This is a genomic window from Curtobacterium sp. PhB137 (assembly GCF_003814955.1).
Classification (GTDB): domain Bacteria; phylum Actinomycetota; class Actinomycetes; order Actinomycetales; family Microbacteriaceae; genus Curtobacterium.
In genome coordinates, this window is record NZ_RKQO01000008.1 from 217,532 (window position 1) to 236,920 (window position 19,389).

General features: G+C 71.1%; 16 protein-coding genes. 5 read left to right on the top strand and 11 right to left on the bottom strand.

The window, feature by feature from the left end; genetic code table 11:
- Positions 1–177 precede the first annotated feature (177 nt).
- The 8 genes from EDF28_RS15465 to EDF28_RS15500 all read right to left on the bottom strand — a co-directional run bounded on the left by EDF28_RS15465 (position 178) and on the right by EDF28_RS15500 (position 9,256).
- A complete protein-coding gene (locus EDF28_RS15465) occupies positions 178–972 on the bottom strand; it encodes a polyprenol monophosphomannose synthase (protein WP_123938901.1) in 795 nt (264 codons plus the stop codon).
- Between the two features lie 45 nt (positions 973–1,017).
- Entirely contained in the window at positions 1,018–1,722 is a 705-nt protein-coding gene (locus EDF28_RS19315; RefSeq protein ID WP_185094265.1) for a class F sortase, read from the bottom strand.
- On the bottom strand, positions 1,719–2,873 hold the full coding sequence (locus EDF28_RS15475) for a glycosyl hydrolase family 8 (RefSeq protein WP_123938903.1): 1,155 nt from the start codon (positions 2,871–2,873) through the stop codon (positions 1,719–1,721). The genes EDF28_RS19315 and EDF28_RS15475 overlap by 4 nt, the downstream gene beginning before the upstream one ends.
- Positions 2,874–2,974: 101 nt before the next feature.
- On the bottom strand, positions 2,975–3,796 hold the full coding sequence (locus EDF28_RS15480; protein ID WP_123294030.1) for a DUF4397 domain-containing protein: 822 nt from the start codon (positions 3,794–3,796) through the stop codon (positions 2,975–2,977).
- A gap of 182 nt (positions 3,797–3,978) precedes the next feature.
- Entirely contained in the window at positions 3,979–5,967 is a 1,989-nt protein-coding gene (locus EDF28_RS15485) for a glycosyltransferase family 39 protein (protein WP_123938904.1), read from the bottom strand.
- Positions 5,964–7,502: a glycosyltransferase gene (locus tag EDF28_RS15490; protein WP_185094266.1), complete on the bottom strand. Its 1,539-nt coding sequence runs from the start codon at positions 7,500–7,502 to the stop codon at positions 5,964–5,966. The genes EDF28_RS15485 and EDF28_RS15490 overlap by 4 nt, the downstream gene beginning before the upstream one ends.
- The gene (locus tag EDF28_RS15495) at positions 7,499–7,969 is read right to left on the bottom strand and encodes a GtrA family protein (RefSeq protein WP_243649870.1); all 471 of its coding nucleotides are present in this window, start codon (positions 7,967–7,969) and stop codon (positions 7,499–7,501) included. Before EDF28_RS15495 ends, EDF28_RS15490 begins: the two co-directional genes overlap by 4 nt.
- 282 nt (positions 7,970–8,251) lie before the next feature.
- Positions 8,252–9,256, bottom strand: coding sequence for an aldo/keto reductase family protein (locus EDF28_RS15500; protein ID WP_123938906.1), 1,005 nt, complete (start codon positions 9,254–9,256; stop codon positions 8,252–8,254).
- 495 nt (positions 9,257–9,751) lie between these two features.
- Here EDF28_RS15500 and EDF28_RS15505 point away from each other — a divergent pair, with 495 nt between their 5' ends.
- From EDF28_RS15505 to EDF28_RS15520, 4 genes are all read left to right on the top strand, one after another.
- Positions 9,752–10,684, top strand: a complete 933-nt coding sequence (locus EDF28_RS15505; RefSeq protein WP_123938907.1) for a hypothetical protein — start codon at positions 9,752–9,754, stop codon at positions 10,682–10,684.
- Between the two features lie 109 nt (positions 10,685–10,793).
- Positions 10,794–11,354, top strand: coding sequence for a YceI family protein (locus EDF28_RS15510; protein ID WP_111086826.1), 561 nt, complete (start codon positions 10,794–10,796; stop codon positions 11,352–11,354).
- A 557-nt stretch (positions 11,355–11,911) separates the two neighbouring features.
- Complete coding sequence (locus EDF28_RS15515) at positions 11,912–12,478, top strand: TIGR03086 family metal-binding protein (RefSeq protein ID WP_111086825.1); 567 nt, start codon at positions 11,912–11,914, stop codon at positions 12,476–12,478.
- 146 nt (positions 12,479–12,624) lie between these two features.
- Positions 12,625–13,551 (top strand): aldo/keto reductase, encoded by a 927-nt coding sequence (locus EDF28_RS15520; protein WP_260155058.1) that lies wholly within the window; start codon positions 12,625–12,627, stop codon positions 13,549–13,551.
- A 94-nt stretch (positions 13,552–13,645) separates the two neighbouring features.
- Here the strand turns inward: EDF28_RS15520 and EDF28_RS15525 are convergent, their stop codons facing one another.
- On the bottom strand, positions 13,646–14,569 hold the full coding sequence (locus tag EDF28_RS15525; RefSeq protein ID WP_123938909.1) for an oxygenase MpaB family protein: 924 nt from the start codon (positions 14,567–14,569) through the stop codon (positions 13,646–13,648).
- Positions 14,570–14,695: 126 nt separating this feature from the next.
- Here EDF28_RS15525 and EDF28_RS15530 point away from each other — a divergent pair, with 126 nt between their 5' ends.
- The gene (locus EDF28_RS15530) at positions 14,696–16,381 is read left to right on the top strand and encodes a long-chain-fatty-acid--CoA ligase (RefSeq protein ID WP_123938910.1); all 1,686 of its coding nucleotides are present in this window, start codon (positions 14,696–14,698) and stop codon (positions 16,379–16,381) included.
- A gap of 50 nt (positions 16,382–16,431) precedes the next feature.
- Here the strand turns inward: EDF28_RS15530 and EDF28_RS15535 are convergent, their stop codons facing one another.
- Together EDF28_RS15535 and EDF28_RS15540 are read right to left on the bottom strand one after the other, a co-directional pair.
- Complete coding sequence (locus tag EDF28_RS15535) at positions 16,432–17,400, bottom strand: DMT family transporter (RefSeq protein ID WP_123938911.1); 969 nt, start codon at positions 17,398–17,400, stop codon at positions 16,432–16,434.
- Positions 17,397–19,298: an amino acid transporter gene (locus tag EDF28_RS15540; RefSeq protein ID WP_243648898.1), complete on the bottom strand. Its 1,902-nt coding sequence runs from the start codon at positions 19,296–19,298 to the stop codon at positions 17,397–17,399. Before EDF28_RS15540 ends, EDF28_RS15535 begins: the two co-directional genes overlap by 4 nt.
- Between the last annotated feature and the right edge of the window lie 91 nt (positions 19,299–19,389).

Below are 19,389 nucleotides of genomic sequence, written 5' to 3' on the forward strand. Positions count from 1 at the left end.
CGGCCGGGCTTGCCCACGGGCGGCCGGGCTTGCCCACGGGCGGGCCGGGCTTGCCCACGGGCGGCCGATCCGCGAAAGCGACAGTGTCCCGCGAACAGTTCGCGGGACACTGTCGCTTTCGCGGTACCGCCGCCGACCCCGACCCCGACCCCGAGCGCCGACGCCGACCCCAGCGGGTCAGGCCGCGTGGTCGGCCACGGCGTGCGCGTTGGTGCGCACGGACGGCAGCTTCCGGTGGTCCTTGACCAGGGAACGGGTCTCGCGGATGCGGCGGTCGATGCCCCACTTCGTCACGAGGGCCAGGCTCTCGCGCACGATGTTGCCGCTCATCTTCGAGACGCCGAACTCCCGCTCGGTGAACGTGATCGGGGTCTCGACGACGCGCAGACCGGCCTCGAGGGCACGCCAGCACAGGTCGACCTGGAAGCAGTAGCCCTTCGACGCGACGCCGGCCAGGTCGATCCGCTCGAACGCCCGCGAGGTGAAGACCCGGAACCCGCCGGTGGCGTCGCGGACGGCGATGCCGAGGGCCAGGCGCGTGTAGAGGTTGCCGCCACGGGAGAGCAGTTCGCGGTACCAGGGCCAGTTCTCGACCTTGCCGCCCTTGATCCAGCGGGACCCGAGGACGAGGTCGTTCGTGTCCGCGAGCTCGAGCATCCACGGCAGGTACTCGGGGTGGTGCGAGCCGTCGGCGTCCATCTCGACGAGCTTGGCGTAGCCGTGCTCGAGGCCCCAGGCGAACCCGGACAGGTACGCGCCGCCGAGACCGTCCTTCACCGTGCGGTGCATGACGTGCACGCGGTCGGTCTCGCAGGCGATGGCGTCGGCGATGTCACCGGTGCCGTCCGGCGAGTTGTCGTCGACGACCAGCACGTGGACGTTCTCGTCGGTGGCGGCGAGCGTGCGCTCGACGATGGGACGGACGTTCTCCGCCTCGTCGTAGGTCGGGATGATGACCAGGGTCTCGCTCATGGTGCTCCTCGTGCTCCACATCGAATGTATCGGTCGGTGTTTGGGTCAGTCCGACGAGAGGTCTGCGAACACGATCAGATTGTCCGTGTAGTGCCCGGTGGCGGTGTCGAACACGCCGTCGCAGGTGATCAGTCGGAGCTGGGGGGTCGGGGTGGTGCCGTAGACGTCGCTCGTCGGGAACGCCGACTTGGCGGCGCGTTCCGAGCGGTCGACGGTGAAGGTGCGGGTGCTGCCGTCGGACATCGCGACGTGGATCTCGTCGCCGGCGACCAGTTCGTCGAGCCGGAAGAACACGGCGGCGCTCGTCGGACTGTCGACGTGGCCGGCGATGACTGCCGGGCCGACCTCACCGGGGACGATGCCGTCGCTGAACCACCCGGCGCTGTCCCAGTCGACGGGCGGGTCGAGTTCGCCGGCCGTGCCGCGGTGCAGGTCCTCGAGGTTCGACTGCACGCCGATCGCGGGGATCGAGACGCTGACGGGGGTCGCCTCGGATCGGGCAGCGGGTACGGCCGGGTCCTCGAACCCCTCGATGCCCGACCCTGCAGAAGCAGAAGCAGAAGCAGAAGCCGAAGCCGAACTCGACGGCGCCGCACCGGCCCGCCCGTCCGACCCGTCGCTGCCGACGGTCGACGCGAGCGCCACACCGGTGACGCCGCCGCCCACGACGACCGCGGCGAGCACGGCCCCGATCACCACGCCACGACGTCCGAACACCGTCCCGCGCCCGGCGGACCGTCGGCCGGTCACGATGCGCCTCCGGCCGTCGTCGCGCAGCCGCCGAGCACGTCCGAGGTGAGCATGGTCGAACCGAGGGCGGCCCAGGCGTCCCCGTAGTAGGTCGGCGTGGTGGCAGCCGTCCGGTCGGCCCGCTCGAGGTCGTCGGCGGCCGCACCGGAGGAACCGGCCGCGTACTCGGCGGCGGCCCGGGCGGTGTACGCCAGGGCGTTCGTGTCCCCGGTCACGGCGGTGCCGCCCAGGTCGAGCTGCGCCGCGAGCTGCGTCGTCCGACGCAGGGTCGGGGCGAGCGAGCCAGCCAGGGCGCGGTCGTCGGCGGAGCAGGCCTCGGCGTAGCGGACGGGCGTCCGCATCGCGTCGTAGCCGTACAGCACGCGCTGGTCCCCACCGGTGGCGGGCATCGGGTCGACGGTGCCGTCGGCGTGCACCTGCGACCAGTCGCTCGGCAGCTGCGACTCGTCGAGCACTGCCGCGGTCGCCGCGCGGGACCCACGGTTCAGCGCGGTCCAGCGGTCGTCGCCCGTGGCCTTCGCCAGCACCGCGAAGGCTGCCGGGGACGCGTACGAGGCGTTGTACCGGTACGGCTCGGAGTCCGCCCACGGCCCGGGCAGCAGGATCGTGCCGAGCTCCGTGGTCGCGGTCTCGTGTTCCAGGATCGCCGAGGCGATGCGCTTGCCGGCTGTCGTGTACCGGTCCTCGCCCCACGCGTCGCCGGCGAGCACCAGGGCCCGGGCGGCGTCGAGGTCGGCGTCGCTGGCCGGCTGCTCGTCGGCGACACCGTCGTCGGGCGTCCAACGCCAGGCGAGCAGGTCGTCGTCGGTCAGCATGTGCGTCTTCGTCCACTTCCAGATGTCGTCGAACCGGTCGCGGTCGCCGTTCGCGAAGGCGATGAGCAGCCCGTAGGCCTGTCCCTCGCTGACGGTGTCGTCGCCCTGGTCGGTGCGGACGACGCGGCCGTCCTGCACGTACCGGTCGAGGAACTCCGTGCGGAGCTCCTTCGGGGAGCGTGCCGCGTCGGGCGCGCTGGTCGAGGTCGGGGTGGCGACCGAGCCGCTCGAGGCCTCGGTGTCCTGCCCCCACGGGCGAACCGCGATGAGCGCGACGCCGACGGCGACGACCACCGCCGCTGCGGCGGTGACGGGTATCCAGGTCCTGCGGGTCATGCTGGCCTGCCTTTCCGTGGATGGTGACGATGGATCTGGACGGGAGGGGCGGATCACGTGAGCGTGTCGGCGCACGTGATCCGTGCCTCCCGGCCAGGGCGTCAGCGGTACAGCGAGCGGAGCGCTGCGATGGCCGTGTGGACGGCCTCTGTCATCGGTCGGTCGGCGGCTGCGCCGCCGCCACCCGTCTGCACGCCGCCGGTCGGCGTCGCGGCCGTGGCTGCGGCGTCCGTGACCGGCACGACCGTCAGGTCGCCCTTGCTGTCGTCGAGGACGAACAGGGTGGAGACCGTGTTGCCCGCGAGGTCGACACTGGCGGTGCCCTGCTGGCCGCTGCCGGAGACGTCGAGCGTCCACTTGCCGGAGTCGACGGTGGCGTACTTGGTGGCGGTGCCGAACTTCGCGCCCTCGGCGATGGCGGTGCCCTCGGAGGTGCTCACGTCGACCTGCTTCGCCGTGGTGGCGGCCTGGACCAGCCGGAGCTTCGCCTTGCCGTCACCGGGCTGCTGCAGGTCGTCGGTGAACGCCGTCGTCTTGAGGTCGGTGTTCTTGCCGTACGCGACGACCGTGCTCGCGTCGCCCTTGTCGACCTTGACGTCGGTGGAGATCACGGGCGTGGAGTCCGGGGCGTCCGAGGCCCGCATCGACAGCACGTAGGTGCCGACCGGGAGCTCCTGGTACTTGCTGACCTGGCCGTACGTGACGTCGTCGAGCTCGAAGATCGTCTTGCCGCCGGACAGGCTGGACAGTTCGACGTCGACGCCCTTGGTGTCGGGCGAGAGGTGGCCGACGCGGAGCCAGCCCTCGTCGGCGGTGGCGGCGGAGGCGGTCTGGGGTGCTGCGAGTCCGACGGTCGCGGCGACCAGGGTCGCTGCGAGTGCGCCGACGACGACGGTGCGGCGTCGCTGGGTGTGTGCGGTCATGGTCGTGCTCCTTCGGGTCGTGGTGCTGGTCGAGTGGTCTGCGGTGGTGCTGCGGGCCGCCCTGGGGCCGTGGGTGCGAGCGTCCCCGCGAGCGGGCGAAATGCCGGGGTCGGCATCCGGAGCACCCGGGTGTTTCTCCCGCTCGGCGATCCGGGCGGCGGACGGGGCGGCGGGGCGGCGGGTCACGAGGCGCTCGTCGCGGTCGTGGTCGGGTCCGCCGGGGTGTAGGTGACGGTGAGGCGTTCGCCCTCACGCTCGACCGACGCCGGCCGGAACGAATCGGGCATCGCCTCGAGGGTGGCGGCCACGCGCTCCGCCGAGGCAGCGTCGCTCGTGTGCAGGACGGCGGTGCGGAACGGCTGCCCGGTCTCGCCCGTGAGCGGGGTGAACCGGTCGACGCGGACGTCCTGGTCGGCGAGCACCTGGCCGAGCGCGATCATCGCTCGCGAGTCGACCTGACCCGCACGGAACTGCGACTTCGTGCCGTCGTCGGCCCGGAGCGCCGGGTTCGACGCCAGCTCGGTGCCCATGGTCTTCCGCAGGTCGCTGGCCCGGGTGATCGCGGTCTGTGCGGCCGTCGATCCCTCGGCGTGGATGCGTCGGACCTCGACCTGCTGGTCACCGGACCCGAAGGTCGCGACGGCCGTCGAGTTCTCGATCGCCTGGCGGATGTCGGACGACGAGTTGCCGCCAGTCCGCATGGAGTCGGTCGTGATGACGTAGTCCGAGTCCTTCCACCCGTTGGGCGACTGGCGCTCCACGGCTCCGTCAGTGTCGAGCTTGTAGTACCAGACCACGTTGTTCCGGGCGAAGCCGTCCTCGACGAGGTCGACCCACATGGCGTCGTCCACCAGCAGTCGGGAGGACTTCGAGACGTTGTCCCCGACCCACTGCTCGGCCTGCTGCATCGGCAGGTCGAGGTTGCCCAGGACGAAGCCGCGCAGCTGTGTTCCCCAGAGCGGCACCGCCACGACGAGCGCGACCGCGGTGGTGACGGCCCAGGTGATGCCGAGACCACGACGGGTCCCGGCGCCGAGGCGGGTACGGGTGCGGACCCGACCGGCGATCGCCAGGACGGCACGCTCGGCCGTGTAGGCGACCAGCAGGGCGGCGAAGGGGAGGAGCATGATGACGTACGGCACCGGCAGGTACCCGTTCGGGCGGAACATCATCGCGAGCAGGAAGACGAGCATCGCGGCGATCGGACGGACCCGTCGCATGAAGAGCCCGACGACCGCGGCGGCCGAGCCGAGCACGATGAACACCGGGTCGAGCGCCCACCACTGCGACGCGGCGGCGTTGGCCAGGCTGCCCGGGTCGAACAGCGAACCCGATGCCGAGCGCGAGCCGAGCTGGTAGGTGATGCCCTCGAACAGGCTGACCCGACCGCTGCTCGGCAGCAGCTCGCCCTTGACCGCGGCGAGCAGCAGGTACCCGCCGCCGATGATGACGAGGACGGCGCCGGCGACGCTCAGCGTGTACCGGCGGGTGCTCTTGTCGGCGCGACGGATCGCCATCCAGATGAGGAACGGCAGGGCGAGCAGGTACGTCTCCTTGGAGAGCACCGCGATGCCGAGGCACGCAGCGGCACCGGCGAACCCGGCGAGTTGCTGGCGACGGCTCAGCACGAGGACGAACGCGGCGAGCAGCCACGGCGTCGCGACGTTGTCGATGTAGACCGTGCGGTGGTACTGCAGGGCGAGCGGCGACAGCGCGAAGACGAGTCCGGCTGCGGCAGCGGTGATCCGGCCGGCACCGAGGCGGCGGGCCAGGACGAACAGCAGGATGCTCGAGACGGCGGAGAAGAAGACCATCGCCTCGCGGCCGGCCTCGACGGCGAACGGGTAGCGCGCGAACGCTCCGGTCAGACCGGTGTAGCCGGCGATCTGGATCCAGCCGAGTGGCGGGTGGTCGTACCAGTACGTGTAGTGCGTGATCTCGCCGAGGTGCATGATCGCCCAGGCCTGCGCCGTGTACGTGCCCTCATCATCGATCCGCTGCGGGGTGCCGGACATGTTCCACGCTTGCACGATGACGGTGACGGCGACGACGGGCAGCAGCCACGTCAGGCTCGCGGCGTGCCGGCGGAACCAGGCGCCGATGCCGGTTTGGTTCCCCGCGACGGCACCGCGGATCGGGATGCCGGTGGTGTTGGTGATGCTGGCGGTCATCGGGTCCCTCCTGTGGTCGTGCCGGCGAGCTCACGCTCGGAAGACGAAGACGAAGACGAAGACGACGAAGACGTCGCGCCCGCGGACCCGGACCCGGACCCGGTCAACTCCGACGCGAAGCCGACGACCTCGGCGGGCTGCTCGGCGTTCCGGTGCTGGCCCGTGTGCTCCGTCTTCTCCCAGCCGTTCTGCCCCTTGGCGTGGCGGACGACGGCTCGGACGGCTGCTGCGGCGAGGAAGATCTGGTACGGCACGAGACCGAGCACGAGCTTCACGTAGTCGCGGAACCGGACCTTCTCCTTGTAGATGCGACCGAACTCGTTGAGGCCGACGACCTCGACGGCCAGCAGCATGAGCGTCGGTGCCACCGGGATGAACGACACCAGGGCGATCGCCGTCGGCACCTTGACGAACAGGATCATCAGGACGCTGAGCGGGATGAGCAGACCGGTGGCCGCCTGGATGAACGGCATGGTCAGCATGTACCGGGCGAAGAAGCGCTGACGGAACGACGGCAGCTTCTTCCACTCCCCCTTGCCGAGCACCTGGAGGAAGCCCTGGTTCCAGCGCGTCCGCTGCTTGAGCAGCGAGGCGAAGGTCGGCGGGGTCTCCTCGCGGGTGACGGCCTCGGGGCTGTAGGCGACGACGACCTTCGCGCCGTCGGCGGACAGCCGGACGCCGAGCTCGCAGTCCTCGGCGAGGCAGTGCGCGTCCCAGCCGTTCGACCAGTCGAGGCGTTCCTTCGTCACGAAGACGGTGTTGCCGCCGAGCGGGATGAACTTCGAGCCGGCGTGGAAGTGCAGGCGCGAGCGGAACCAGAAGTAGTACTCCAGGACGTTCCGGAGCGACCACCAGCTGGACTTGAAGTTCATCAGCTGCACGCCGCCCTGCACGACGTCGGCGCCGGTCTCCTGGAACCGCGAGTCCACCAGGGTGAGCAGGTGCGGGTAGACCTCGTCCTCGGCGTCGAACACGCCGACGACGTCACCGGTCGCGTACTGCAGCGCCAGGTTCATCGCCTTCGGCTTGTTCTTCGGCAGGGTGTCGTCGACGACCACCCGGATCAGCTCGGGGTGGCGGGCTGCGGCGGCGCGCACGACGGCGTCCGTCTCCGGGTCGTCCTCGCCGACGATCGCGATGATCTCGAAGTCGGGGTGGTCCTGCTTCGCGAGCATGTCGAGCGTCTGGCCCATGACCTCCTGCTCGTGCCGCCCGGGCACCAGCAGGGTGAACCGGTGCGCGGCCGGGCGCGGGGTCTGGCTGAAGCTCGTCGACTTCAGCGCGTCACGCGAGCGCCACGCGTGCAGCATCCACCAGAGCGTCGTCAGCGCGACGATCGTGAGCAGCACGGAGATCGCGATGAGCGCGGAGTAGCCGATCCACTCACCCAGCGACCACGCGGCCTGCTGGGCGGCACCGGAGCCTCCGGTCGGGACGTCGGTGGTCCCTCGGTTCGGGACGCTCGACGGAGCAGTCCCCTCGTTCGGCTGGAGCAGCGGCCCTGCGGCCGTCAGCAGCGTGGCGGAGATGGTCATGCGGCGAGCCCCTTCGTGCGACGAGCATCGGTGGAACGGAAGACGAGGGCCTTGTACGCGGCGAACCGGAAGGCGGTTCCGAGCACGAGGCCGACGCCGTTGCCGGCGACGTTGTCGGCGAAGGTCGAGGTGAACCCGAGGACGTAGTGCGAGACGAACAGGCAGGCCGCGGCGATGCCGAGCCCGATCAGGTTCGTGGCAGCGAAGAGCAGCCCCTCGCGCACGGTCTCGCGGCGGCCGGTCTGGCGCTCGGCGCGGAACGTGATGAAGCGGTTGCCGATCCACGCCACGGCGGTCGCCACGACGGCCGACACGATCTTCGCGGCGATGGGACCGTCGGGCATGACGGTGGCGCGCAGCAGGTTGTAGATGCCCAGGTCGATGACGAAGCAGACGGCACCGATCGTGCCGAACGACGCGAGTTGCCTCGCGGTGGCGAGCAGGCGCGAGACCGTGCCGGGTCGCACGGTCGGCACCGTACCGGTGTCGGGTGACACCAGAACGGGGGTATCAGTTCGGGTCATGCCCCCGATTCGGGGGTAACGCGACTGCGGTTTGGGTGGGGTACGGGCTTACCCAGGTGTCTGCCAGTTCCACGACACGTGCCGTTCATCCGGGGTACGGACGGCCGATCTGTGCAGACCGGACCGGTCTGTGCAGGCCAACAGGGCTGTGCGGCCGACCGAGAAGCGGACGGGAGGCCCTTGGCGGCGTCGCCACGGGCCTCCCGTCCGATGGTGGGTCGCGTCTCAGGCGGGACGCTGCGCCGGGGACACGGTCTTGGCCGCGTCGCGCTCCGGGAGGTCACCCAGCGCCTCGTCGATGGCGGCGAGCGCGTCGGCATCGAGCGTGACGCCCGCGGCCTTGACGTTGTCGGTGACCTGCTCCGGACGCGACGCGCCGACGATGGCGCTGGCGACGTTGTCGTTCTGCAGCGTCCACGCGATCGCGAGCTGCGCGAGCGTGAGGCCGGCCTGGTCGGCGACGGGCTGCAGGCGCTGCACGGCCTCGAGGACCTCGTCGCGCATGAACCGCTTGATCATGTCGGCGCCGCCCTTCTCGTCCGTGGCACGCGAGCCCTCGGGCAGCGGCTGACCCGGCTTGTACTTGCCGGTCAGCACGCCCTGCGCGATGGGCGACCAGACGATCTGCGACAGGCCGAGCTGCTTCGAGGCGGGGACGACCTCGCCCTCGATGACCCGCCACAGCATCGAGTACTGCGGCTGGTTCGAGATGAACTGGAAGCCGAGCTCCTTCGCGAGCGCGGCGCCGGCGCGGATCTGCTCGGCGTTCCACTCGCTGACGCCGATGTAGAGCGCCTTGCCCTGGCGGACGACGTCCGCGAAGGCCTGCATGGTCTCTTCGAGGGGGGTCTCGTGGTCGTAGCGGTGCGCCTGGTAGAGGTCGACGTAGTCGGTCTGCAGGCGGGTCAGCGAGCCGTTGATCGACTCGAGGATGTGCTTCCTGCTCAAGCCCGTGTCGTTGTGCCCCTTCGGGCCGGTGGGCCAGTAGACCTTCGTGAAGACCTCGAGCCCCGCACGCCGCTCGCCCTTGAGTGCTTCGCCGAGGACGGTCTCGGCGGCGGTGTTGGCGTACGTGTCCGCGGTGTCGAACGTGGTGATGCCGGCGTCGAGCGCTGCCCGCACGCACTGGGAGGCGACGTCGTTCTCGACCTGCGAGCCGTGCGTCAGCCAGTTGCCGTAGGTGATCTCGGAGATCTTGAGTCCGGAGTTGCCCAGGTACCTGAATTCCATGGTCCCGACGCTACTGGAGCCCGCCGACACGTGAGGGGCCCCGCGAGTGCCTGCCGCCCGCCGCGGGGTGGGGCGGGGGTGGGTGGGGCGTGCGGTGCGGTCGGCCGCCGCGAGCGCCGGTCCCGCGAGGGTGGATCCCGTCCCGCGAGCGGGCGAAATGCCGGCGTGCCCGACGGCGACACCCTGGCAATACGACCGTTCGCGCCGTCGACGATGTCGCGACCGCGGGAGCCTCGCCGCGATGGGCGGGCTGACGCCGTCGCCGCGGTCCCGACCGCTGCGCTGACCGACCGGCCGGGCGGGCAGCGCTGCGGTCCGCGCCGGCGGGCGCCCCCGCGAGCGGGCGAAATGCCGCGGTCGCCACGCAGCCGGACCCCGGTGTTTCGCCCGCTCGACCGCGGCGCGATTCCTCCACAGGGGCGCCAGGATCGCGGGCCGTCCACACTGGAGGCACGACTCGCCACCGTCGCGCCCGCTCGGCTCCACGATGTGGAGATGACCGCCAGACGCCGACTCCCGTTGGCGCTGCGGGACGCCTCGTTCCGCGTCCGTGACGCACTGCATCGAGGGGTGTCCCGCGGCCGCCTCGAGGCACGTGACCTCGTCCGCCCGTTCCACGGCACCCGATCCGCGGTTCCGCCGCGAACCGTTGACGAACGCGCCCGCGCGCTGGCTCCCCGGCTGCGCCCCGACCAGGTGTTCAGCCACGTCACGGCCGCCGCGATCCTCGGCATCCCGCTCCCCCGCCGGCTCGAGGGCTCGCCGCGGCTCCACGTCACGACGATCGGGGTCGATCAGGCGCTTCGCGTCCGCGGCGCCGTCGGACACCGCGCCCACCTCGGCAGGGTCCGTGCGACCACCAGCCGAGGTGTGCGTCTGACGACGCCAGCGGACACGTTCGTCGCGCTGAGCACGATGTTGACGCTCGACGAACTGATCATCGCGGGTGACGCCCTCGTCGGGTGGCTCGGATGGGCGACCCTCGACGAGCTGATCCTGGCAGTCGGCCGGCGGCGCGGGCTCCGGGGCGTCGTGAAGCTGCGCCACGCTCTCGCCGAGATCAGGCCGGGTTCTCGTTCCCCGGGTGAGACCAGGGCACGGCTGACCCTCGTCCGCCAGGGACTCCCGGAACCCGCCCTGAACCACGACGTGATCGTGGACGGCAGGTGGATCGCGTGCGTGGACCTCGCCTACCCCGCAGCACGGGTGGCGATCGAGTACGAGAGCGATCTCCACCGCACCGACCCGGCCACCTTCCGGAAGGACCTCACCCGCGGTGAGCACTTGAAGGACGTGGACTGGTGGTTGGTCCGGGCCACGGCGGACGACGTCGGCCGAGGTGTCGATCGATTCGTACAGCGTGTGAGACGCCTCCTGCAGGCCGGGCTCAGCGCACCGCACGACCACCGCTTCGCGACGCTTCGGTGAACAATGGTTGACGCTTCAACCAAAAGGGTGCACACTGGCGTAGTATCAGGTTGATGCAGGCGCATGGATCGCGTCGCACCACAGACTCTCGTTCGGAAGAAGGACCACCATGACGCTCACCGCCACGACCATCCCCGGCTACCAGACCGGCACCTGGAAGATCGACCCCACCCACTCCGAGGTCACCTTCTCGGTCCGCCACCTCGCCATCAGCAAGGTCAAGGGCAAGTTCGAGACGTTCGACGCCACCGTCGTCACCGCCGAGAACCCCCTCGAGTCGACCGTCGAGGCGAACATCGACGTCGCGTCGATCAACACCGGCCAGGAGCAGCGCGACCAGCACCTGAAGACGAGCGACTTCTTCCTCACCGAGGAGCACCCGCAGCTCACCTTCCGCTCGACGAGCATCGAGGCCAAGGGCGACGACCTGCACATCGCTGGCGACCTGACCCTGCGCGGCGTCACCAAGCCCGTCGTCCTCAAGGCCGAGCTCGGTGGCTTCACGACCGACGGCTACGGCCAGGTCAAGTTCGGCGCCGAGGCGACCACGAAGATCGACCGCACCGAGTTCGGCGTGAACTGGAACGCAGCGCTCGAGGCCGGTGGCTTCACCCTCGGCAACGACGTGACGATCAACCTCGACGTCCAGTTCGTGCTCCAGGCGGCCTGAGTCCCTTCGGACTCGCTGCCTGACTGAGGGCACCGAACAGCACCACCCGAACCCGAGACACGCGCCCCGGCTCCCCACGGAGCCGGGGCGTTCGTCGTCCCCGCGGCGCTTCGGGGGTGCGTCCGTGCCCGCAGCCCGCCGCCCGCTGCGACGCGCGCGGGTGCTCCATCGCGAGCGCAACCGGGCGAACGGGCGAAATGCCGGCCTCATCTCGAACTCGACCCCGGCATTCCGCCCGCTCGCTCAGGGACCACGCGCTGGCACGCCCCTCCGGTGTCAGCGGGTGCAGTGCGCACCGACCCCGCGCCGGCGTGAACGGGCGGAAACGTCCGGTGGGTACGCGCACGACCGCGGCATTTCGCCCGCTCGGCCGGGCTCCTCGGCGTAGCGTTGGGCAGCGGACAGGGGCACGCCCGCACGCGCGGGAATCCGCACACCGGCCCCCGAGTTACAACGACACACGCACGACATGCACCACACGCACGACACGCACCACCCGCACCACGCACCACCCGCACGAAGCACCGCACGCCAGCCCGACGAACAGGAGCACCACCATGGCCACCGACTGGATCGCGATGCAGGCCCTCGCGGCAGCCGAGTTCGGCCGCCGCGTCGCCGCCGTGACGGACTGGGACGCCGCCACCCCCGACTCCGAGTGGACCACCCGCGACCTCGTGACCCACGTGGTCGACGAGCAGCGCTGGATCCCGAAGCTCCTCACCGGGTGCGACTACGCCCAGGCCGAGGCCGACCTCGAGTCCATCGGCGACGACCTCGTGTCCGAGTGGCAGCGCTTCGCGACCGCGGCGACCGATGCCTGGCGGAACGCCCCGCAGGACACCCCCGTCCACCTCAGCACCGACGTCGTTCCGGCCGGCCAGTACCTCACCGAGCAGACCAGCGACATCACCATCCACACGTGGGACCTGGCGCGGGCGACCGGTACGGACGAGTCCCTGCCGGACGAGCTCGTGCAGGCGGTGTGGGAGTACTTCGAGCCGCAGATCGAGGACCTCGCGGCCACCGGCTTGTACGCCGCCCCGGTCGACGTCGACGAGGACGCCCCACTCCAGGTCCGCCTGCTCGCCGTCACAGGCCGCGATGCCAAGGTGAGCGCATGACCAACGCAGCACCGAGCAACGCCGCACCAGGCAACGCAGCGACGAGCACCGCAGTACCAGGCAACGCAGCACCGAGCACCGCAGCGACAACCGACACCACCCGCCTCGGCGCCTCCGGCCTCGAGATCAGCACCGTGGTCCTCGGCATGATGTCCTACGGTGCCCCCGACCGCGGCTCACACGCGTGGAGCGTCGGCATCGACGAGGCCCGCCCCTTCGTCCGTCGCGCGTTCGACGCCGGCATCACCACCTTCGACACGGCGAACGTGTACTCCGACGGCTCCAGCGAGGAGATCACCGGCACGCTCCTCAAGGAGCTCGCCCCGCGCGAGGACGTCCAGGTCCTCACCAAGGTGTTCAACCGGATGCGCCCCGGTCGGAACGGCGCCGGGCTCTCCCGCGCCGCGATCATGCACGAGATCGACGCCTCGCTGACCCGACTCGGCACCGACTACGTCGACCTGTACCAGATCCACCGCTTCGACCCGGTGACCCCGATCGAGGAGACGATGGAGGCCCTGCACGACGTCGTCAAGGCCGGCAAGGCCCGCTACCTCGGCGCGAGCAGCATGTGGACGTGGCAGTTCGCGCAGATGCAGCACGTCGCCGACCTGCACGGTTGGACGCGCTTCGTCAGCATGCAGGACCAGTACAACCTGCTCGAACGCGAGGAAGAACGCGAGATGCACCCCTTCGCGCACGCGACCGGCGTCGGCGTGATCCCGTGGAGCCCCCTCGCCCGCGGCAAGGTCACCCGGCCGTGGGACGCCGAGGGCTCCGGTTCGCGCGCGAGCACCGACGAGTTCGGCAAGACGCTCTACCGCCAGGACGAGGACGCGAACCGCGCGATCGTGGGCGCCGTCGAGTCCATCGCGACTGAACGCGGCGTGAGCATGGCGCAGATCGCCCTCGCCTGGGTCGCGGGCAAGCCCGCAGTGAGCGCGCCGATCGTCGGTGCGACGAAGGAGCACCACATCGACGACGCGGTCGCGGCCGCCGCGATCACGCTGACCGACGACGAGGTGACGCGACTCGAGTCCGCGTACACGCCCCGGGTGCCGTCCGGTTTCTGACGCACCCTCGAGCGGACGGGAGGCCCGTGGCCAACTGGCCACGGGCCTCCCGTCCGTCTCCGGTCACGTCCACGACACGTGACACGCGGACGTTTCAGGCAACGGCGCCGCGCTCGCGCTCGAGGCGCGCGATGCGCACGAGCGCAGCGCGCTCGGTGCCCGTCTGGTTGCCGAGCACCCCACCGATCCCGTCGAGCACGAGTCCGGTCGCCCGGCCGACGGGCAGTTCGACGGGCCCGATCGCGGGGGCCCGCAGGCCGAGCATCGAGCGGTGGCGGGGGTCGAGCGTCGAGACGGCGCCCTGGAACAGCGCCTGGTAGCCGGGCCGCAGCATCAGCGCGAGCGGCGGGTTCTTGATGAACTTGACGACGTCGCGGGTGCGGGCCGTGACGGCCAGTTCGCCGCGGTCGAGGTACCCGTCCATCTGGGCGCGGAGCTCGGCCTCCGACTCCGGGGCGTCCTCGACGCGCATGAGCCGGCCGGCGGTGGCCCACTCGCGGACGTAGGCGTCGGCACCGCCGGGGATCGGACCGCCCCAGCGCTGCGCAGCGCGGAGGAACGCGTCGGTGAAGGCGAGGTGCACCCAGCGGGCCAGGTCGGGGTCGTTCGCCGCGTAGTCGCGTGCGACGCCGTGGCCGTCGACGTACTGGCCGCGAACGCGCTCGTGCAGGCGCAGCACCCACTCGCTCGCACCACGGGCGGTCGCGGTGTCGCCGTGCGAGACCGTGTAGATCCACCGGATGGTGCCGGCGAGTCGGCCGAACGGGTCCTCGCGGTAGCGGGAGTGGTCGGCGACGCCGGCGAGAGCTCCCGGGTGCAGGGCCTGCACGAGGAGTGCGCGGACCCCGGCGACGATCGTCTGCTTGCCGCCGTGCACCGCCCACGTCGCGGAACCGGGGCCGAAGAAGCCGGCGTCGGTGCCGTCCTCGAGTTCGTCGATCCACTCCGGCTTGCTCGTCGCCCCACCGGTGAACGTGTCGTTGAGGCGGGAGCGGAAGGCGTCGGAGACGGAGGGCATGGCGTCATCGTCCGTCCGTCCCCTGGGAGCGCGCTCGGCTTCGTGCACCCCGATGGCGCCCGATGCCGCCCGATGCTGGCCGATGCTTCCCAGCGGGCGCCGGGGTGGCCCGCTAGGTTGGGACGCGTGAGCATCGACACGCCTCGTCCCTGGCTTGCCTCGTACGCCCCGGGGGTCCCGCACGACATCGAGGAACAGCACGGTTCCCTGATCGACCTGGTCGAGGAATCGGCGCGACGGTTCCCGGGCAGGGTCGCGCTCGAGTTCTTCAAGCGGACGACCAGCTACGCCGACCTGCAGGAGCAGATCCTCCGCGCGGCGAACGGCCTCCGCAAACTCGGCGTCGGTGCCGGCGACCGGGTGGCGATCGTGCTGCCGAACTGCCCGCAGCACATCGTGGCGTTCTACGCGGTCCTGCGCCTCGGCGCGATCGTGGTCGAGCACAACCCGCTGTACACGCCGCGCGAGCTCCGCCACCAGTTCGAGGACCACGGCGCCAAGGTCGCGATCGCCTGGGACAAGTCCGTCGCGACGCTGCAGGACTTCCCTGCCGACGTGAAGCTCGACGCGATCGTGTCGGTCGACCTGACCCGCGCGATGCCCCGCAGCACCCGGCTCGCCCTGGCCCTGCCGGTGGCGAAGGCCCGCGAGTCCCGCGCGAAGCTCACCACCACGGTGCGCGGCACGACGAAGTGGGACGACCTGGTCGGCACCCGCAAGCTGTCGAAGCGACACCCGCGCCCGTCGACGGACGACATCGCCCTGATCCAGTACACCTCGGGCACCACCGGCACGCCGAAGGGCGCGGTCCTCACGCACCGGAACCTGTTGGCCAACGCAGCACAGGCCCGCGCCTGGGTGCCGCAGATCCGTCGGGGCGACAACGTCGTGTACGCGGTGCTGCCGATGTTCCACGCCTACGGCCTCACGCTGTGCCTGACCTTCGCGATGAGCATGGCCTCGCGGCTCGTGCTGTTCCCGACGTTCGACCCGGCGCTCGTGCTCACCGCGATCAAGAAGCACCCGCCGACGTTCCTGCCCGCCGTCCCGCCGATCTACGCCCGACTGCAGCACGCCGCCGACTCGGCGAAGGTCTCGCTCGAGGGCATCGAGATCGGCATCTCGGGCGCCATGCCGCTGTCGCAGGACATCGTCGAGCCGTGGGAAGCCCGGACCGGCGGGTACCTGGTCGAGGGCTACGGGCTGTCCGAGTGCTCCCCCGTGCTGATGGCCAACCCGGTGTCCCCGGCACGTCGCCTCGGCTCCATCGGTCTGCCGTTGTCCTCCACCGAGGCCCGCGTGGTCGACCCCGACGACAGCACGAAGGTGCTCGGTGTCGACGAGCCCGGTGAACTGCAGGTCCGCGGGCCGCAGGTGTTCCGCGGCTACTGGGGCAAGGCCGAGGCCACGGACGAGGTCTTCACCCCCGACGGCTGGTTCCGCACCGGCGACATCGTGGCCATCGGCGCCGACGGGTACGTCCGGATCGTCGACCGCCTGAAGGAGCTCATCATCACGGGCGGCTTCAACGTGTCGCCGTCCGAGGTCGAGGACGCCCTGCTCAAGCACCCGAGCGTCAAGGAGGTCGCGGTCGTCGGCATCACGCAGGGCGGCAACGAGCAGGTCGTCGCCGCCGTCGTGCCGAAGGACCCGTCCTCGTTCGACGCCGCGGCGCTGCGGGCGTGGGCGCGTGACCAGCTGGCGGCGTACAAGGTGCCGCGTCGGGTCGTCGTGGTCGAGGACCTGCCGCGCTCGATGATCGGCAAGGTGCTGCGGCGGAAGGTGCGGGACCAGATCCTCGCCGACGACTGACGGCTGACGGCTGACGGCTGACGGCTGACGTCGTCAGTGCCCGACGCGCGTCAGCGCAGGCGTCGCCCCGGCACCGCGAGCAAGGCGAGCCCGGCCACCACGAGTGCGATGCCGAGCCATCCCGTCGTGCCGAGGTGCTCCCCGACGACGAGCACGGCGAGCACCGCTGCGACCACGGGCTCGAGCAACGACACCAGGGTCGCGACCGAGGCACCGACGGACCGCAATCCCACGGCGTACAGCGAGTGCCCGAGGACCGTCGGCACCAGGGCCAGGTACAGGAACACCGGCCAGTTGTCGCCCTCGCCGAGGTACGGTGCGCCGCCGAGGGCCACCAGCACGACGAGCGGCACGGCAGCGATGCCGAACACGGCGCCGACGAGCCCGTGGCCGTTCGGCAGCCCCGCCGCGACGGCTTCGACCCCGGGCCCGCCGGGCACCGACACCGCCCCGGCCGCCGCGTGCAGTCCCCGCGCCACCGCCCACGAGTACAGCGCGTACGTGAGTCCGGCGAGCAGTGCACTGGCGATCCCGAGCGCGAGCGCACCACCGCCGCCGTCGCGCTCCGACCGCGCCAGGGTCACGACGACCATGCCGGCCACGCTCACCAGCGTGGCGACGATCCACCTGCTGGTGACGGGCCTCCTGTCCGAAACCCACTCGACGAGCCCCGCGAACACGGGTGACGACCCGATTGCGATCGTGGTGCCGAGGGCGACGCCCGCGTCGGCGAGGGCCGCGTAGAAGGCGACCGCGTAGACGACGAGCGCCCCTGCGCCGAGCAGCGCCCACACCCGCGTGCGGCGTTCGGCGACGGCGCGGAGCGTGCCACGTCCGGCCACGGCGGCGAGCACGAGACCGCCGATCCCGAAGGTGACGGCGCCGAAGACGAAGGCGGGGACGCCCGGGGCGAAGTGCGTCGCGGTGCCGGTGGTCCCCCAGACCGCGGCGGCGACGACCACCGCGGCGAGCCCACCGGCGGGCGTCGGGACCCGGCGCGCGCGGGCGGGACCGGTCACGAGACGTGGATGGACGGCCGGCGGTGGACGTCCGGCTCGGCTTCGCGCAGGACCTCGCGCGTGACGGGCGCGACGTCACCGGCCCCGGTGAACACGAACCGCAGGGCGTTCCGGATCGGGCTGCCCTCGTTCCACTCGAAGTAGATGCTCGGGACGACCCCGGCGGTGTCCCGGATCGCGAGCAGGGTCGAGGCGATGGTGTTCGGCACGTTGCCGGACCGGACCCGGAGCACACGGTGTCCGTGCACGACGTGCCCCTCGACCAGCAGGTCCTCTTCGAAGTCGGACGAGTCGGCGGGCAGCACCTCGAGGAACATCGTCGGGACGCGCGCCGGGATGCCGGAGTCGCGCCGTTCCTCGCGCCCCTTCGCCCGGTACGCCTCGGCGGTGCCGGCACCCGGCTCGTTCGCGATGATGCAGACCGCGCTGAACTGGTCGGCGTCGGCCTCGACGAACTGCCGGGCCGTTGCGTCCAGCTCGATCGAGGACGCGCGGAGCTCGAACGACCGGCGAACCCGCGAGACGAGCGACACCACGACGATGGCGATGATGAAGATCGCCGCGATCCGGACGCCGTCGGGCCGCTCGATGACGTTCGCGACGGTGGTGTAGACGAACACGACCGAGATGACCCCGAACGCGATGGTGCGCTTCTTCTGCTGCCGGCGACGGGCCGACAGGGTGACCGCGACCGCGGCGCTCGTGATCAGGACGAGCACGCCGGTGGCGTAGGCCCCGCCCTGGGCGTCGACGTTCGCGCGGAACACGATCGTGATCAGGAAGGCGATGAGCGTGAAGATGATGACGAGCGGCCGGGTCGCCCGCGCCCACTGCGGCGCCATGCCGTAGCGGGGCAGGAACCGCGGCACCAGGTTGAGCAGGCCGGCCATCGCGCTCGCGCCGGCGAACCACAGGATCGCGACGGTCGAGAAGTCGTAGATCGATCCGAACACCCCGCCGAGGTACTGGTGCGCCAGGAAGGCCAGGGCCCGCCCGTTCGCACCGCCGCCCGGCTGGAACTCGTGCTGCGGGATGAGGAACGTCGTCGCGATCGACGAGGTGATCAGGAACGAGCTCATGATCACGGCCGCGACGGTCAGGAGCCGCTTGGTGCCGCGGATCCGACCCTCGGGCCGGGCACTCGTGTCGTCCGACGCGTCACCGCGCACCTGCGGCATCACCGCGACGCCGGTCTCGAACCCGGACAGGCCGAGCGCGAGCTTCGGGAACACGACGAGCGCGATGCCGACCATGACGAGGGGGTTGCTGTGCTGCGCGGTGAGCCCCGACCACCAGTCGCTGGCGACCATCGGGTGCTCGAAGACGTGCCAGAGCGCGACCACCACGACGACGGCGTTCAACGCGAGGAACACCGCGACGAGGCCGACCGCGATGCCGATCGCCTCCTTGAAGCCGCGGAGGAACACCACGCCGAGCAACAGCAGCAGCGCGAGGGTGAGCGGGACGGGGATCTCGGTGAACCAGTGTGGCGTGTACGGGTTCTCGGCGATGTGCGCCGTGGCGTCCGCCGCCGACAGCGTCATCGTGATCATGAAGTCGGTGACGGCGAACCCGAGCAGGACGAGCACCAGGAGCTTGCCGGCCCACCACGGCAGGAGCTTCTCGAGCATCATGATCGACCCGGCACCGCGGAAGCTGTCGCTCGCGACCCGGCGGTACACCGGCAGCGCCCCGAACAGCGTGACGAGCACGAGCACGATCGTGGCGATCGGCGACAGCAGGCCGGCGGCGAGCGCCGCGATCGCCGGCTGGTACCCGAGGGTCGAGAAGTAGTCGACGCCGGTCAGGCACATGACCCGCCACCACGGGTGGGTCTTCTCGACCTCGACCTGGTGCGGACCCTGGTGGGACGCCCCTTGGTGGGCGCCCTGCAGCATCCAGCGACGCAGTCGGGTGCTGCGGTCGAGGGGTGGCTCCGTGGCGTCGCGCTGGGCGGCCCGCTCGGCGTCTGTCGCGGTCACGTGGACG

Bases quoted from the DNA above. Each gene is read 5' to 3' on its own strand.
- EDF28_RS15465 (WP_123938901.1), bottom strand. From the start codon at position 972: ATGAGCGAGACCCTGGTCATCATCCCGACCTACGACGAGGCGGAGAAC.
- EDF28_RS15475 (WP_123938903.1), bottom strand. From the start codon at position 2,873: ATGACCCGCAGGACCTGGATACCCGTCACCGCCGCAGCGGCGGTGGTC.
- EDF28_RS15480 (WP_123294030.1), bottom strand. From the start codon at position 3,796: ATGACCGCACACACCCAGCGACGCCGCACCGTCGTCGTCGGCGCACTC.
- EDF28_RS15485 (WP_123938904.1), bottom strand. From the start codon at position 5,967: ATGACCGCCAGCATCACCAACACCACCGGCATCCCGATCCGCGGTGCC.
- EDF28_RS15490 (WP_185094266.1), bottom strand. From the start codon at position 7,502: ATGACCATCTCCGCCACGCTGCTGACGGCCGCAGGGCCGCTGCTCCAG.
- EDF28_RS15500 (WP_123938906.1), bottom strand. From the start codon at position 9,256: ATGGAATTCAGGTACCTGGGCAACTCCGGACTCAAGATCTCCGAGATC.
- EDF28_RS15505 (WP_123938907.1), top strand. From the start codon at position 9,752: ATGACCGCCAGACGCCGACTCCCGTTGGCGCTGCGGGACGCCTCGTTC.
- EDF28_RS15510 (WP_111086826.1), top strand. From the start codon at position 10,794: ATGACGCTCACCGCCACGACCATCCCCGGCTACCAGACCGGCACCTGG.
- EDF28_RS15515 (WP_111086825.1), top strand. From the start codon at position 11,912: ATGGCCACCGACTGGATCGCGATGCAGGCCCTCGCGGCAGCCGAGTTC.
- EDF28_RS15520 (WP_260155058.1), top strand. From the start codon at position 12,625: ATGATGTCCTACGGTGCCCCCGACCGCGGCTCACACGCGTGGAGCGTC.
- EDF28_RS15525 (WP_123938909.1), bottom strand. From the start codon at position 14,569: ATGCCCTCCGTCTCCGACGCCTTCCGCTCCCGCCTCAACGACACGTTC.
- EDF28_RS15540 (WP_243648898.1), bottom strand. From the start codon at position 19,298: ATGCTGCAGGGCGCCCACCAAGGGGCGTCCCACCAGGGTCCGCACCAG.